Origin of the sequence: Pseudomonas sp. NPDC089743 (genome assembly GCF_044748785.1) — a bacterium.
Taxonomy (GTDB): domain Bacteria; phylum Pseudomonadota; class Gammaproteobacteria; order Pseudomonadales; family Pseudomonadaceae; genus Aquipseudomonas; species Aquipseudomonas putida_X.
In genome coordinates this window covers 253,432-267,796 of record NZ_JBIVGS010000008.1, presented here as the reverse complement: position 1 = coordinate 267,796, position 14,365 = coordinate 253,432, and the positions used below count along the sequence as shown (strand labels likewise).

Below are 14,365 nucleotides of genomic sequence, written 5' to 3'. Positions count from 1 at the left end.
GTGCGCTGGTTCCGGGCTCGCCTTGTCGACCGCACCGGCAACATCGGTCCTTGGTCCGATTGGGTTTATGGTCAATCCAGCGCCGATGCTGATGAAATCCTCGACTACATCACCGGCAAGATCACCGAGACACAGCTTGGCCAGGACCTGCTCAAGGAAATCGAGAAGATCAGCGGTGAGGGGCCTGGGTCGGTCAATGATCGGCTGACAGCTGGCGATCTCGCCTTGCAGAACCAGATCGATTCGTTGCAGGCCCAGTTGGCTGATGTGGTTGGCGCGCCGGACTGGGATGCCGGCCAAACCTATTTGGCCGGCTCGCTGGTCAAGCTGGAGGGCAAGCTGTACCGCGCCAAGCAGGACGTTCCAGCTGGTACGCCTGTGACCAACGGCAGCTACTGGGAATACATAGGCGACTATGCCTCGCTTGGCGACATGGTTACCGCGCTGGCACTGCGTCTGGATGCTGTTGAGACCAGCGTGGAGGAGATCGACGGCCAGCTGGCGGCCATGGCTACTCGAGTAATCGGGGTAGAGACCCAGGTCTTCCCGCGCATGGCTGGCGCGACCAACTGGAAGGCAGGCGACTCCGGCGTGCGCGCGACGGCGTCGTCGATCTACAGCGCCTTCAGCAGTGCCGACATGGCCCTGAGCCGTCGTATCGACACAGTGGAGGCGCAAATCGGTGATGACCTCAATGCGCGGTTCGAGCAGGAGGCGTACGCGCGGGTAGCCGCCGACGAGGCCCTGGCCACTCAGATCACCACGGTGTCGGCGAAGGTCGATGGCACCGAGGCCCGGTTACAGCAAGAGGTTACTGCGCGAGCCACGGCGGATGAGGCTTTGACTGTCCAGATCACGAATGCCAATTCAAAGATCGGTGACAACGAAGCGGCGATCGTCACCGAGGCGCAGACCCGGGCGAACGCCGATCAGGCGATCAGCAGTTCTGTAACGCAACTGAGCAGCCGGGTAGGGAGCACCGAGGCCTTGGTGCAGGACACGTCCGAGGCCCTGGTCGATCTGGAGGGCAACGTGTCGGCCACCCGCAACATCAAGGTGGGCGTCGACGTGAACGGCCGCTACTACGGTGCGGGGATGGGCATCGGGGTGGAGAACACGCCAGACGGCATGCAGTCGATGGTGATTTTCCTGGCCAACTTGTTCTCCGTCATGCACCAGCCCGGCGGCACGCCGAAGTCGGTGTTTGCCATCCAGAACGGCCAAGTGTTTATGAACAGCGCAATCATCAACCAAGCCGACATCATCAACCTGATCATCACCGGGGAGCTGCGCAGCTCCAACTACGTTGCAGGCTCTCAGGGCATCCGCATCAACTTCGTGACGAATGAGTTTGAGATAAACGGGGTTCGGCCTGGAATGGGCCGGATGAACATCACCAATCAAGCACTGACCGTCTACGACACCGCACGTATGCGGGTTCGGCTCGGGCTTTGGGGGTAACAATGACCGCAGGTTTACAGGTTTGGGATGAGGCCGGGAACATAGTCGTGGATATCACAGACCGGCTGGCCAAGATGCTTGGAACGGTCTACACGGGAGCATCATCGGGCTCTGCTTCTGTGCCTGGGTTGAGCTCGGGAACACCGTTTTTTGCTGCGACGCCAGTGTCCTCTACTCAAGGCTCACTGGCTTTGTTTGTGCCGGCCATTTCGATCAATCAGTCGGCGGAAACGATCACTTGGACCTTTGAGGCTAACAAGAACCAGTCGCCCTCATACATAACGGTCGGGGTGTTCTGATGCCTGCAGGTCTTCAAGTCTTCACGCCAGATGGATTGGTTCAGATTGATGACACCTGGGTCAACTTCGCGATGATCAGTAAGCAGTCGCTAACCTCCACCGACAACATCTCGTTCGATGGCTTGTTCGTACGCGGTGTTCAGTTCTATGTGGCGTCACCGCAGGACCTTGTGTTTGTTCATTGCACGAGCGAGTTCGGCTTTATGGTTCGGCGGATCGAAACCAACGGCAACAACCGTTGTATTGTCGTGACCAGGGCGCTGGGGGTCACGGTAGAGGTCTTTATTTTCCGCAAGCAGCCGCCAGCAGCCTCTCTATACGGCCTGCAAATATGGAACCCGGCTGGCGAGCTTGTATTTGATGCTGCATCCAAGTTTTGCAAAGTGAAGGGGGTTATCCCGTCGTTCACCGGCAGTGCGAGCTACAACCATCCAGCCGGGAAAAAATATGCGGTTAATTTTCCGCAGTTCATGGGTAGATGGACATCTGATTTCATCCCATCTACCTCTGGAGAGGTTCCGTATTATTTACATGCTTGGTACACCTATCTGCTCTATTGCAGATCGGATGGGGTGACTGTGACAAGTCTATATCCATACATGGCCATGGATGCGCCTTGGTATGCCCCCGTGCCGCCTGCACCACCGTCTTACGACCGTTACTACACCGGCGGCAGTTCGCTGATTGCCGATGTGACAGGATTCTAAATAGGAGGCCACATGGCCAAGCAAGTTATCGCCCTCGGCACAGCACCCAGTGGCCTGGACGGGGATGATGCCCGCACGGCGTTCCAGAAAACCAACGCCAACTTTACCGAGCTTTACGATGGCACAGTCAACCAACCGACCAATGCCAAACTAAGTGCGATTTCCGCCTCGGTATGGGCCGCCAACCAGCTGATGTACAGCACAGGTGCCAACACACTAGCCATGGCCCCGCTCACCGCAGCAGGCCGTGCACTGCTTGACGACGCCGACGCCGCTGCTCAGCGCACCACCCTTGGGCTGGGCGGCACTATTTTGCAGGCGCTGCAGGCGCTGGCGATGACTGCCAATGGCGTGCCGTACATGACGTCTACCACAGCAATGGCCGTGCAAGCGTCGACTGCCTTCGGCCGTGGCTTGTGGAACCTAGCCGACGCGGCATCACTGCGCAGCACGGCGGGGTTGGGTACCGCAGCGCTTCTTACCGCGACAACGTCGATGACTGATAACACAGCAGGGCGTGCGCTCCGTGTCGGTGACCATGGAGTAGGGACTTCGAGTAGCACTATGTCTAGCTCGACGCCCCTGGAATCGTTGGTATCGCACTCGTTATTTTCTACTCAAGATTCATTGCCCCCTGATTGGGGAGCCGCACCACAGGAGCTACTCGCAAAAACTGTGCTGTATCCGATGGGGTTGAACTTCTATCGCTCCCCTTCGGTGCGCTCCCAGATGGCAATGAGCTATTCCAGTACCACAATTGGTGACATGCGATTCAGAACCACTTATGGCACTGGAACTTGGTCTGATTGGAAAACGCTTCTCGGGCGTGGTGACCTAGGGGTAGGGATAAATACGAATTTGGAGACTGCGTCTACGGTATGGCAAGGTAACAAGTTCACGGGGTGGGCGTCCTCGGCCCCGGACTCCCCATTCGGCACTAACTCAGTTGGTATCGATATGGGCTATGCCGACAACAGGCGAATGCAAATTGCCGTAAGTACCGGTAATGCCTTTTTCTATCGATATGCCAACACGCCGGATGGGCAGCAGAACTGGTCTCAGGTGCTCAGCACATATAACGCGAGCGCTTTACCCTTGACTACGCCATTAGCCCCCAACAGTGATGCGGCAAGAGGTTTGGGTGGCGCTAGCTCTCGATGGTCTGTCGTCTATTCAGCAACTGGCGCGATCAACACCTCTGACGGCCGGGAGAAGACGCCGGTACGCCGACTTACGGCACCTGAGATTGCAGCAGCAAAAGAACTAGGTAAGGAAATCGGAGCTTACAAATGGCTGGCTTCTATTCAGGAAAAGGGGAGCGGTGCACGTGACCACATCGGTATGACCGTTCAGCGAGCCATAGAAATCATGGAGGCTCACGGTTTGGACCCATTTGAGTACGGGTTCGTTTGCTATGACCAGTGGGAAGACAAATGGGAAGACATCCCAGCTGTCGAAAGCACAGTTCCGGCCGACCCGGTATATGGAGCCGAGATGGCTGAAGATCCAGTTACGGGAGAATTGGTGGAGTCTGAAGTACAAACGAATGCGGGGGAGGTCGTGATTGTAGTGACCGAGCCTGCCTCTCGCCGCCTAATCACTCCCGCTGGTAACCGATTCTCCTTCCGTTTCGACGAGCTCAACATGTTTATTGCTGCTGGGTTCGAAGCCCGCCTCGCAGCACTTGAGGCAGCCATGGGTTGATTGCTGCATCGCTCTTTACTAAATCCCCCACCGCCGCCTGGCGGTATTTTTTTGCCTGGAGAAAACCCATGACCCAATCCCAGCCCCGGGGCGTGCGCAACCGCAACCCCGGCAACATAGATTTCAACCCCCGCAACGACTGGCAGGGCCAGGTCGGCAAGGAGCCTAGTGGCCGCTTCGCCATCTTCGACACGCCCGAGAACGGCATCCGAGCTCTGGGCAAGCTGTTGATCAACTATCGGGGCAAAGACGGCATGCCCGGCGTGGGCGGGAAGGGCATCGACACCGTACTCGAAACCATCAACCGCTGGGCGCCCAACAACGAGAATGACACCCAGGCCTACGCTGTCGCCGTGGCCAAGCGGATCGGCGTGTGCACCACCGACCCGATCAACATCAAGGACCCCGCCACGCTGCGCGGGATGGTGGTCAGCATCATCATCCACGAGAACGGCGGCAACCCATACCCGCCGGCGATCATTGATGAAGGGGTGCGGAGGGCGCTGGCATGAAGTCTTGGCTCATCAGGTCAGCGCTGCTGCTGGCGCTGCTCGCTTCCTACTGGGGTGTGTACCAGCACGGCCGGTCAGTGGAGCGGGCCGAGGCCGCCCAGGCTTCAGCTCAGCGCGACAGCGGCGACCGCTTGGCCGAGGTGATCGGCGAGCGCAGCGCCCGCCAGGAAGAACAACGACGCGCCATGGCGCAGGAGGAGGCAAGAGCTCATGCTCAGGAAGAAAGAACGATTGCTGATGCTGGCGCTGCTGGCGCCGATGCTGCTGGCCAGCGGCTGCGCGACGAAAGCGCCAAGTTTGCCGCCACCATCAGTTGCCCCGGCGCGGATACCGCCGCTGTCGCCCGAGGCCAGGCAGCCACCCGCGCCGCCATGGTGCTCTCCGACCTGCTCGCACGGGCTGATGCTCGAGCGGGAGAACTGGCGAAAGCTCATGACGCCGCCCGGTCAGCCGGCCGTCAGTGCGAGCGTGAGTACGATGCCCTAACGCCGCCCGGCTGATCGAGTTGCCGCTGAAGGGGCGTGCGCTTACGATACTGTATCCATATACAGTGTCGGTGCCCCATGTACTTCCTCCTCGTTCGCCGCCGCGTGAATGGCGTGGCCATCCCCTCCGATCAGCTCAGGACCATCAGGCCACTGAAGGCTGACATCCACATTGGTGACCATCACAGCGAAGTGCTGGGCCGAGTCGCGACCCAGGCGTGGGTGTTCAACCCAACTCCAGGGCCGGACATCATCCCGCGCTTGCTCGACGCCAAGGTCAACGGCATGGCTCAACTCGGCATGAACATCACTGGGATGGAGGAGATCGACGGCGTAATTTATGCGCAGTCCTGGTGGTGCAGGGCTGAATGATGAACCGACTACCAAGAGCCTGGCTGGATGAGCTTGAGGACCGGTGTGCCTTGGTCACGGACCCTGACGGCCGCGCGGCCGTGCTCAGCGAGATGGCCTTCGCCGCCCGCCGACGCCGTGAAGTGGATGATGGATGCCTGTGCGACATGCTGGAGCTCGCGGAGGCGGCAAGGGTGTGGGCGCTGCTCGAGCACGAGGAGGCTTGGCACATTGGCCTTTTTGAATATGAGGATTGGGTTGAGCACGAGCCAGGTCGGATCGTAGTCGGCAGAACGCCAGGGAAGGGTGGTTCAGCTGTCTAAAACTGAGCTAAAGCTACTCGGTTTTACTGGGCGAAAGTCGGTCAAACTAGCCAATGCATATTAGACAGGTCAGATGCATAGGCCGCGAACTGCGCGGCCTAGAGTCTGTTTCTCACACTACTGCTGCAGTACCGGAGCTATTTCCGGCACATGAACTTAAGCGTTATCGACTGCTGCAGGTGACGCTTGGATGCGCTCAAGGGCGCCCTCAATTTGAGCCAAATCTGGGTGCCCTTTAAAAACGAACTTCCTTTTGCTGACGCGCCGCCCGGAGCCGCCGGCGCCAATGCTAAAGGCCTCACCTTCTGCGCTCACGCCAACATGGCCTTTCCCAGCGTATTCGAAGTACTCAGTCATCTCCACCTCGTAAGCCGTCTCGATGCGCCTTGCGATAGCCAACTCTTGGGCAACCCTGGCTTCGGCTTCGGACATCCGCATTTCAAGCTCTCGCCGCTCAGTCTCCACCCTGAGTTCGTCGATTCCTGCTGGTTCCGGTCGCTCCTTCACGGATTCTTCGAACGCGTCGACCAAATAGGAGGTCGGGCTGTTCATGAACTTCAGACCCTCAATAAAACCCTTTTTTACTGCGTCAATGGCCATTTGATATCTCCTAAATGAGCGATAACGCTATAGCGGCCTCAGCCCCATGTCTAGTGGCGCTCGATCACGGCCGAAATCGATTCCAAAACTGGAATCGAGGCCCTTGCCGAATGCGGCTTGTAGCCGTGCCGTTCCGTCTTTGTTTTGGAATCGATTCGTACCTACAGTTCGCATTGGTAAAGGACCTATCTTACGGTCTTGAAAACCGCTGAGAAGCACCAAGCGCGCAGGTGAGTTTCCAGCTCAAGCCTTGGGCCAATTTTTGGGCCAATGTATGCGTTTTGGTGCGTTGTGGAGAGGCTGGAGCCCGCGAAAACAGGCACTCAACACCGCTCAAAACCGCGAAAATAATCGCATGGTGATGTTAGCGGTGGAGATCAAGGAACTTACCTATCAATAACTTACGTGGCTTCTTCGCAGCTGCGGACCAATTTCGGACCCATCTGGAGCGTTTCCGGCTCCTGCCAGTCGTTGGACGAGTTAATCCAGCGCGCATAAGTCGATGAGAGCATCTGCACGCCATGCCCGAGCTGTTGGGCGATAAATGTGGGGTTGAGACCAGACATTGAGCGTATTGTCGCATAGGTGTGGCGGCATTGGCGCATCGCGGGCACCGTTTTATTCATCGCAATTTTCTTTCTGGCCGCGCAGATCGACGCAAGGCTCTAAGGTAAAGCCGCTTTTGGCGAGGTATTTGACGGCATCGTCTTAACGACGCTCGCCGGAGGGATGTACTACCTGGCAAGCCGAGGGTGACCCTCGCTGGTGAACTACCCTGCAGACACTTCAGGGCTTGTACTCAATGGTGTACGCCGCATCCGTGTGAGGGCCAAAGGTAATCGGCATGCCGAATAGCTTCCCTGTAGCACCAGCTTAGCCCCATCCAGCCAGAAGCCCGGTTGGTGGTGCCCTGTCTCGCTGCGATAAAAGCGCTTCATCAGCTATGGACATGCTTGCGCACCTTGCCACTAGGGCGTTGCGCGTCACCGAACCTGGCAACCGCCCGGTTTCTTGCGATTTCGCTCACCTCGTTGTTTACCCTGATCTCCCTGCCAAAGGCGTCCAATACATGGGGTATGGACGCAGATGCCCTATTGTGCACCGTCATCGCTGACCCAGCGCCAATCGTCAGGGTAGAACGGCAGCCACACGCGGATTGCCTGGCCTGTGTCGTCACATTCCGCCTTGCTGGGTAGCCGGCCTTAGACACCCACCACCCACGTCGGTGAAGCTGTCGGTGGTAAGCGAAAAACGCTGTCAATGGGACGACCGTCACAGTTTGTCAAATTCTGACTTGCCCCGATGGGGTTGATCCTCCGGGGCCCTGTGATACTTTCCGCAGCTAGTTTTAACAGGGAGTAATATCGTTGATGGAATTGACGAGTATCTTTGCACCACAGAACCGCCGGCTGATCAAACTCACCACTCCCATCCGAGATGACCAGACGTTGTTGCTGGAGCATTTCAGCAGCAGTGAAGGGTTATCCACGCTGTTCAGCTTCGAGCTGTCGTTGATCAGCCAGGATGCCAGGCTCGAACTCAAATCGTTGATCGGCCAACCTGCCTGTCTCGACATCGAGCTGGCCAACGGCGGCGTACGCCACATCCATGGTCACATCACCCGGTTCAACCTGCTGGGCAGCGACGGTGGCCTGGCGCGTTACAGCGCGACACTGAGCCCGTGGCTGTGGATGCTGACGCGACGCGTTGACTCGCGGATCTTTCAAGAGCAGACCATTGAAACGGTCATCCGCACCATTTTCGAGCATTACGGCGGGCTGGGCACATTCGAGTTCCGCCTGCTGAAGCCTCTCAAGTCCCACAGTTACATAACCCAGTATCGCGAAACCGACCTGGATTTCGTGTTGCGCTTGCTGGAGCAGGACGGCCTGTTCTTCTACTTCGATCACGGCAGGGACGGGCACAACCTGATCATCATGGATGAATCCCAGGCTCTGCAGGCGTTGCCCGAACAACCGCAAATCCGCTACCACAGCGCCTTTGTCACCGAAACCAGTGACTCGATCACCCAATGGCGCAGCCACCGGGTATTGCAATCGGGCAAGATGGCCATCCAGACGTTCGATTACAAGCAGCCAAGAAATCCGCTGCCCATCCACATGGGCAGCCTCAATGAACAGGGCGATGTTGCGCCCTACGAGGTGTACGATTTCCTCGGGGCCTACAGTCATCGCCTGCCTGACGAGGGCGAGGCGCTGGTCCGCCGCCACCTGGAGGTCATCGAAGCCCAGGCCAAGACCTTCACCGGCACCAGCAACTGCCGGGCCATGCGTGCGGGCTACACGTTCGAACTGACCCAGCACTTCGACCATGAGGACGGTGCGCCAGAAGCTCGCCAGTTCCTGCTCGTGTCGGTCGAGCACCGGGGGCGCAACAACTATTTCTCGGATGAGCCTGCAGGTTACGACAACCAGTTTGTCTGCATTCGCCGAAGCATCCCTTACCGCCACCCGCTCACCGTGCCGCGCCCCACCGTCAACGGGCCGCTCAGTGCGATCGTGGTCGGGCCGGAGGGCGAAGAAGTCTTCACCGACGAGCTGGCGCGGATCCAGGTCAGGTTTCACTGGCAGCGCGGCGACAGCCTGCCGCAGGGTACCACCTGGGTGCGTGTGGCGATGCCCAGCGCTGGTGGAGGTTTTGGCCATCAGTTCTTGCCACGGATCGGCCAGGAAGTACTGGTCACCTTCCTGGCAGGCGATATCGACCGCCCCGTGGTCACCTCTGTGCTGTACAACGCCGAGCAGACACCGCCGCGCTTCAGCAAAGCCTCGGGCCTGCCAGGCAACCGCGCGCTTTCCGGCATCCAGACCCAGGAGCACAAGGGCCGCGGTTTCAACGAGCTGTTGTTCGACGACACACCGGGCGCTTTGCGTGCCCGCGTCGGCACCACGCACCAGGCCACAGCGCTCAATCTGGGCAAACTCACCGAGCCACGTACTGACGGCCAGGCCAAGGCCCGTGGCAACGGTGCCGAATTGCGCACCGACGCCGCGATTGCCCTGCGCGCCGCCCAAGGCATGTTGCTGACCACCTATGCACGGCAGGACGCCAAGGGCGCGCAGCTGGACCGCGAAGAACTGCTCACGCTGCTGGCCGAGTGTGGGGAGTTGTTCAAAAGCCTCGGGCAAACCGCCGCCGCGCGAGGCGGGGCAGCGGTGCACAGCGAGGGCATGGACGCCTTGAGCCAGGCGCTGAACAGTGGCCAGCGCCCGACAGCGACGGTGCGGGCGAGCCCGTCATGGCCGTTGCGGCCCAGGCGGGTATTGCCAGTGCCACACCGCGCTCGCAAATCCACTATGCCGGCGCCAACCACGACACCACCGCACAGGACCATCTGCAGTTGACCAGCGGCGCCGCCATGCGCCTGCAAGCCGGCAAGGGCATCACTGCCTTCGCCCAGGATGAGGGCATCAATGCCATCGCCAACCGCGGCAAAGTGCTGGTCCAGGCCCAGGAAGACGACATCACCGCCAACGCGCAAAAGAACCTGCACCTGTCGGCCGCAGAAGGCGAGGTAGTCGTCACCGCACCCACCATTCGCCTGGTGGCCGATGACGGCAGTTACATCAAGATCGGTGGCGGCGTCGAAATCGGCAGCCAAGGCAAGGTAATCGTCCAGGCCAGTGAGCATGACTGGGTCGGCCCCAACACCGACAGCGCCCAGGTGCCGGCATTCACCCGCGACCCGGCGGCGCAACGCCTGGCCTTCCACTACCCGGGGCACGCCGACGACAGCGTGCGAATGGCCGTTGACCACGCCTACCAAATCAAACTCGAAGACGGCAGCACCGTGCAAGGGTTGACCGACGCCAGCGGGCTCACCGAACACGTCGAGCGCGAAGCGATGCACCAGGCGCAAGTAGCTGCCTTGCGCAGCGTCGGTAGCAAAGGAGGCAGCCAATGAGTGGCGATCAAATTACCGTGGCTGAAAGCGTCACCCGGCTGGTACCCAATTTCAGTACCGAACGCAAAATGGAGGTGCCCGCCGACCTGCCAGGGGTGGTGATCTTCTTGCACGGCGTGAATGACCCGGGGGCTTCATACGAATCGGTGGAGACGGGGTTGTGTCAGGGGGTGAATGAGCGTTTGGATCGGCCTGATCTTAAGGCGGGGCGGTATGGGGCTGACTACAATGCTGCAAAAAAAATTCCGATTCAGGACCTCGGTGAAGATCACAAAGCCACACTCGACGATCCAGACACGTTTCTTTATCAGCGAGACACGGCCGACCCCAATACCCGCAGCCTGATGATCCCGTTTTATTGGGGCTATCGCGCCGAGCCTGGCGAGATCAAGCGCGATAAAAATAACGACCCGACCAAACTGCGCGACCAATATCAGGACGTGTTCGAGAACCGTCTGGACCGGCACTTTGCCAAGGGCGGCGGTTTTTTCGCCAACGCCACCAACAACCTGCTGGAAATGTACAGCCAAGGCTTTGCCAAGCTTATCCGGCACGTTGCGCAAGTCACACTATCCAACACCCAGTACATGGGAAAAGGGCCCCACCGGCGTTACTTTGTGTTCGCAGCAACGCGTTTGGCCATGTTGGTCAGTGAGATCCGCCGTGTATCGCCTGATGAAACCATCACCATCATGGGCCACAGTCAAGGCACCTTGATTACCCTGCTTGCTCAAGCCATGCTGATCGACAAGGGCCAACGCTGTGCCGACACCGTCATCATGGTGGACACGCCTTACAGTGTGCTGCCAAAGGCCACACCCAAAGGCCACGACACACTCGCGACATTGATCAACATCGCCACCGCAGTCACCCAGGCACCCCATGCCCAGCCGCCGTTGTCCGCGCTCAGGGACAGCAAGACCTACGGCGGTCGCACGGGCCCCAAGTGGTCACCCACACAGGGCTCGCGCAAGGACAAGGTGGGTAACCTGACCGTTTTCCCCGAACGTGACAACCGCGGCAAGGTGTACCTGTACTTTTGCCCGGACGACACCACGGTCGCCCTGGACGACGTTCATGGCATCGGTACCTATGGGGTACCCAATGCCTTGGCTGACGGTAAACCGGCGATGGCGGCGTTGCAGTCCTTGCGCTTTTACCAGCGCATGTGGACCAAGCGTCATCGCAACGGCGAGCCGGTACTGGTCGGCGAAGCCATTCAACAAACTGTGCTGCGTGCCGAGGGTGAACCCCGCTACCCTGGCGGCTGGTCGGCCGCCGCCGTGGCCTCACAAGCATCAATCGCGAAAGGTGAAGAGCGCCTGATCAATGCCGAACCCTTGAACCCGCCCCATGCGCCACAAATGTTTGGCGGCGAGGCAGTAACCGGCACCCCCACCCAGGCAGGCCTGGACAGCCCTGATGACGTGAGCATCCGCTCCGCGCTGGGCAACCCGGAGGCCAAGTTCAAATGGTTCAAGGTGCGTACCAACCCTACCCGAATCGACCTGGAAGAAGAACGTGCCCGGTGGAACAGCGGCAAAGAGCCCGGCGATCAAACTGCAGCCATACGTCAACAACCGGTATCGGGTAATGCAATGCTGAAGACCCAGGATCATTACGTCATTTTCCGCGAAGAGACGCCCAATGAAATCAAGGCCCGAATGCCCTTAGATCCGGCCGAGATGGACCCTAACAGCTACCACTCAGCCGTTCTGCGCAGCCCGGAGAACCAACGCTGGGTAACGGCGATGGACATCGCTATTGGCCAGGCGCATAGCCTCGATGATCCGGCTATGCGAGAGGTGTTGGTTGCGATTGCGGATTGGAAGTTGGATAAAAAGTACTTTGAGATAATCAAAGAATTACCTGGTTGGTTGCGACTGAGTAGGGAGGCTCAGGCATTGGTAACTGCCTGCAGTAAGTATTATCAACGGGGCGTGTTTCCGTCTTCTGAGTTGGTCTCGCTAACACCGCCGTCCCTGGTAGTCGATGCACCTGTAAAAGGAGTTGGCCGATGAAGAACTATTCCACCTACTCTAAGTCACGCCCTAACCTGAAACCTTATCGGCTGATCGCCGGAGTGCTAATTGCCCTCTGGCTCAGCTTTATCTGGATTATCCAACTCAAAGCACAGGAAGCCGGCATGGTACTTCGCGACATGAAACCCGTCATGGCCTGGGGCGTTGCCGCTATTGTCGGCCCGCTGCTGGTTATCTTTGGCACTCACTGGTGGGGCAGTGCCCTGGCAAGTGAGAAGGCAGAGCTTGCCAATTATCGAAACCAGATAGAGGCCAGAAACGCTGAACAACTTGCCACACAAGCGCGGACCTACGCCCTGGAAATTCGGGGAGTGGGACTTGGAATTTACACAGACGGCCAGTCCAAAATCTGGCAGTTCATAAAAAAGAAAAACGACAATTTTTCTTCGATTTACTCGCAGGACGCGAAAGACTACAACCCGTCACTAACCTCCAGGAGGAACTCTGCAGGCATCAAAGTCCGTATCGCATTCAAGAATTCAGCAGGTGAATCAGTGGCATACTGGCCAATCCCGGTGTTTGCGCTTGGGCCGCCAGATCCCTACGCAAAGGGCTACAGAGCTGCAGGCCTGATCAATGAAGGGCGTAATGCGGCGACCTTGGGCGTTACACAGTTTCTGTGGCAAGACGATGAAAACACTACCCATGCGCAAGGCATGATCGAACGACTGTTCACGTTTTTCGACGATAACCCCAAGGTGCCACAGGCCTTGATCGCGAGCCAGGATGGTGATGTTGCGCGGGACCCTTATCGCAAACCGGGCACACCGGGATTGCAAAATGGCCACGTGGTACCGACTATCTACGAAAACGCGACTGGCCTGCTGGTCACGCGCTCGGACCGAGTGAATCGCTACATTCGCCCGTTCGTCACCCGTGACGCCGAGGACAATCAGGACAAAAAAACTGACTTTGGCAAGTTGTGGGCGTTTTACTGGAACCGGGACAGGGCATTTACAGACTGGTATGAAGCCGCCGAGCTCGCCAAAGGCACCGAAGTCTCGGAAGACCCGAGCACCATGTCCAGCGCCTACTGGCAATCGCAACTACCTAACTTGTGGAAAACCATCGATAACCGTGGCCCAGGCCATTTCGAACCGTCCCCCTGGCTGCCCGTGCGCTGGGCCGAACACCAACTGAAAGAGTTCGACGCAGCGCCAGTGCTGGGCTATCTGCACCGTCCGATCAAGGTTTCCATGCAGGACGAGCACGGCAAGCGCCTCAAACCCGCGTTGCAGGCCAAGGCCTTGCAAGCAGGTTGGCTCAAGGCCCTCGACACGCTGCCCGCTGGGCAAAAACCGGTGCGCGTGTTCTACGACACCACTAACAACGCTGAAGCAGAAATCGCCCTGACCAACGCCTTGCACAGCCTCAATACCGACGGCCATGGCCTGGACGTGGGCAATGTCGACGAGGGCTATGACATCGGTCGACGCCTGGGCAATACCGGCGTCAGCAGCGCGCTGGTGGAAATCAACCTGGCCACCATCGCCAGCTACCACGACGGCGGTGCCAGCGCCGTGGTGTACGCCGGCAGCGACGGCAGCCTCACCGTGCAGATGATCAGCCCGCCCGATGAGGCACGCAAGGCGAAAAACCAGCAGAACCGTGGCGCTGACCCCTTCAAGTATGGCCTGCCAAGTGTCGGACGATCCTAGGCATGAGCCATCCGATCTGCCTGGGCGACCCCACCAGCAGCGGGGGCAGCGTGCTGTCATGCCAACTGGCTGGCACCCACACCGTCAACGGCAAAACGCCAGCGGTGCTGGGCGACAAGGCCAGTTGCCCGCTTCACAAAGGGGTTTTTGCCTTTATCGAAGGGCATCCAAGCCGACGCATGAATGGTAAGCCGGTGGTGCTGCAAGGCCATCGGCTGGCATGCGGGTGCCACGGCGTGGCCAGCCATGCGCTGACTGTGAGCGTCGAGTAGTCACGAGTCAGACCGCCCGACTTCAA

The 14,365-nt window shown here is 58.9% G+C and carries 12 protein-coding genes and 2 pseudogenes; 12 read left to right on the top strand and 2 right to left on the bottom strand.

Features of this window, described 5'->3' with window-relative positions; all coding sequences use genetic code 11:
- From ACIPZC_RS16855 to ACIPZC_RS16820, 8 genes are all read left to right on the top strand, one after another.
- A partial coding sequence (locus ACIPZC_RS16855; RefSeq protein WP_400628277.1) for a DUF1983 domain-containing protein occupies positions 1–1,461 on the top strand: 1,461 nt, incomplete at its 5' end.
- 47 nt (positions 1,462–1,508) lie between these two features.
- Complete coding sequence (locus tag ACIPZC_RS16850) at positions 1,509–1,760, top strand: hypothetical protein (RefSeq protein ID WP_400628275.1); 252 nt, start codon at positions 1,509–1,511, stop codon at positions 1,758–1,760.
- Positions 1,760–2,467, top strand: a complete 708-nt coding sequence (locus tag ACIPZC_RS16845) for a hypothetical protein (protein ID WP_400628273.1) — start codon at positions 1,760–1,762, stop codon at positions 2,465–2,467. Before ACIPZC_RS16850 ends, ACIPZC_RS16845 begins: the two co-directional genes overlap by 1 nt.
- A 12-nt stretch (positions 2,468–2,479) precedes the next feature.
- Positions 2,480–4,171 (top strand): tail fiber domain-containing protein, encoded by a 1,692-nt coding sequence (locus ACIPZC_RS16840; RefSeq protein WP_400628271.1) that lies wholly within the window; start codon positions 2,480–2,482, stop codon positions 4,169–4,171.
- A 68-nt stretch (positions 4,172–4,239) separates the two neighbouring features.
- Positions 4,240–4,683, top strand: coding sequence for a structural protein P5 (locus tag ACIPZC_RS16835; RefSeq protein WP_400628269.1), 444 nt, complete (start codon positions 4,240–4,242; stop codon positions 4,681–4,683).
- The gene (locus tag ACIPZC_RS16830; RefSeq protein ID WP_400628267.1) at positions 4,680–5,183 is read left to right on the top strand and encodes a DUF2514 domain-containing protein; all 504 of its coding nucleotides are present in this window, start codon (positions 4,680–4,682) and stop codon (positions 5,181–5,183) included. Before ACIPZC_RS16835 ends, ACIPZC_RS16830 begins: the two co-directional genes overlap by 4 nt.
- Before the next feature lie 63 nt (positions 5,184–5,246).
- Positions 5,247–5,540 carry a hypothetical protein gene (locus tag ACIPZC_RS16825; protein ID WP_400628265.1) on the top strand — a complete coding sequence of 98 codons (294 nt, stop codon included), beginning with the start codon at positions 5,247–5,249 and terminating at the stop codon, positions 5,538–5,540.
- Positions 5,537–5,842, top strand: a complete 306-nt coding sequence (locus tag ACIPZC_RS16820; protein ID WP_400628263.1) for a hypothetical protein — start codon at positions 5,537–5,539, stop codon at positions 5,840–5,842. The genes ACIPZC_RS16825 and ACIPZC_RS16820 overlap by 4 nt, the downstream gene beginning before the upstream one ends.
- A 156-nt stretch (positions 5,843–5,998) precedes the next feature.
- Here the strand turns inward: ACIPZC_RS16820 and ACIPZC_RS16815 are convergent, their stop codons facing one another.
- Together ACIPZC_RS16815 and ACIPZC_RS16810 are read right to left on the bottom strand one after the other, a co-directional pair.
- Positions 5,999–6,442: a hypothetical protein gene (locus tag ACIPZC_RS16815; protein ID WP_400628261.1), complete on the bottom strand. Its 444-nt coding sequence runs from the start codon at positions 6,440–6,442 to the stop codon at positions 5,999–6,001.
- 401 nt (positions 6,443–6,843) lie between these two features.
- Positions 6,844–7,038, bottom strand: a pseudogene (locus tag ACIPZC_RS16810) (site-specific integrase); the annotation flags it as partial.
- A gap of 774 nt (positions 7,039–7,812) precedes the next feature.
- Here ACIPZC_RS16810 and ACIPZC_RS16805 point away from each other — a divergent pair.
- From ACIPZC_RS16805 to ACIPZC_RS16790, 4 genes and pseudogenes are all read left to right on the top strand, one after another.
- A pseudogene (locus ACIPZC_RS16805) lies at positions 7,813–10,367 on the top strand (type VI secretion system Vgr family protein).
- Positions 10,364–12,388, top strand: a complete 2,025-nt coding sequence (locus ACIPZC_RS16800) for a DUF3274 domain-containing protein (protein WP_400628259.1) — start codon at positions 10,364–10,366, stop codon at positions 12,386–12,388. The pseudogene ACIPZC_RS16805 and the gene ACIPZC_RS16800 overlap by 4 nt, the downstream one beginning before the upstream one ends.
- Entirely contained in the window at positions 12,385–14,067 is a 1,683-nt protein-coding gene (locus tag ACIPZC_RS16795) for a DUF2875 family protein (RefSeq protein WP_400628257.1), read from the top strand. Before ACIPZC_RS16800 ends, ACIPZC_RS16795 begins: the two co-directional genes overlap by 4 nt.
- 2 nt (positions 14,068–14,069) lie before the next feature.
- On the top strand, positions 14,070–14,339 hold the full coding sequence (locus ACIPZC_RS16790; protein ID WP_400628255.1) for a PAAR domain-containing protein: 270 nt from the start codon (positions 14,070–14,072) through the stop codon (positions 14,337–14,339).
- Positions 14,340–14,365 lie beyond the last annotated feature (26 nt).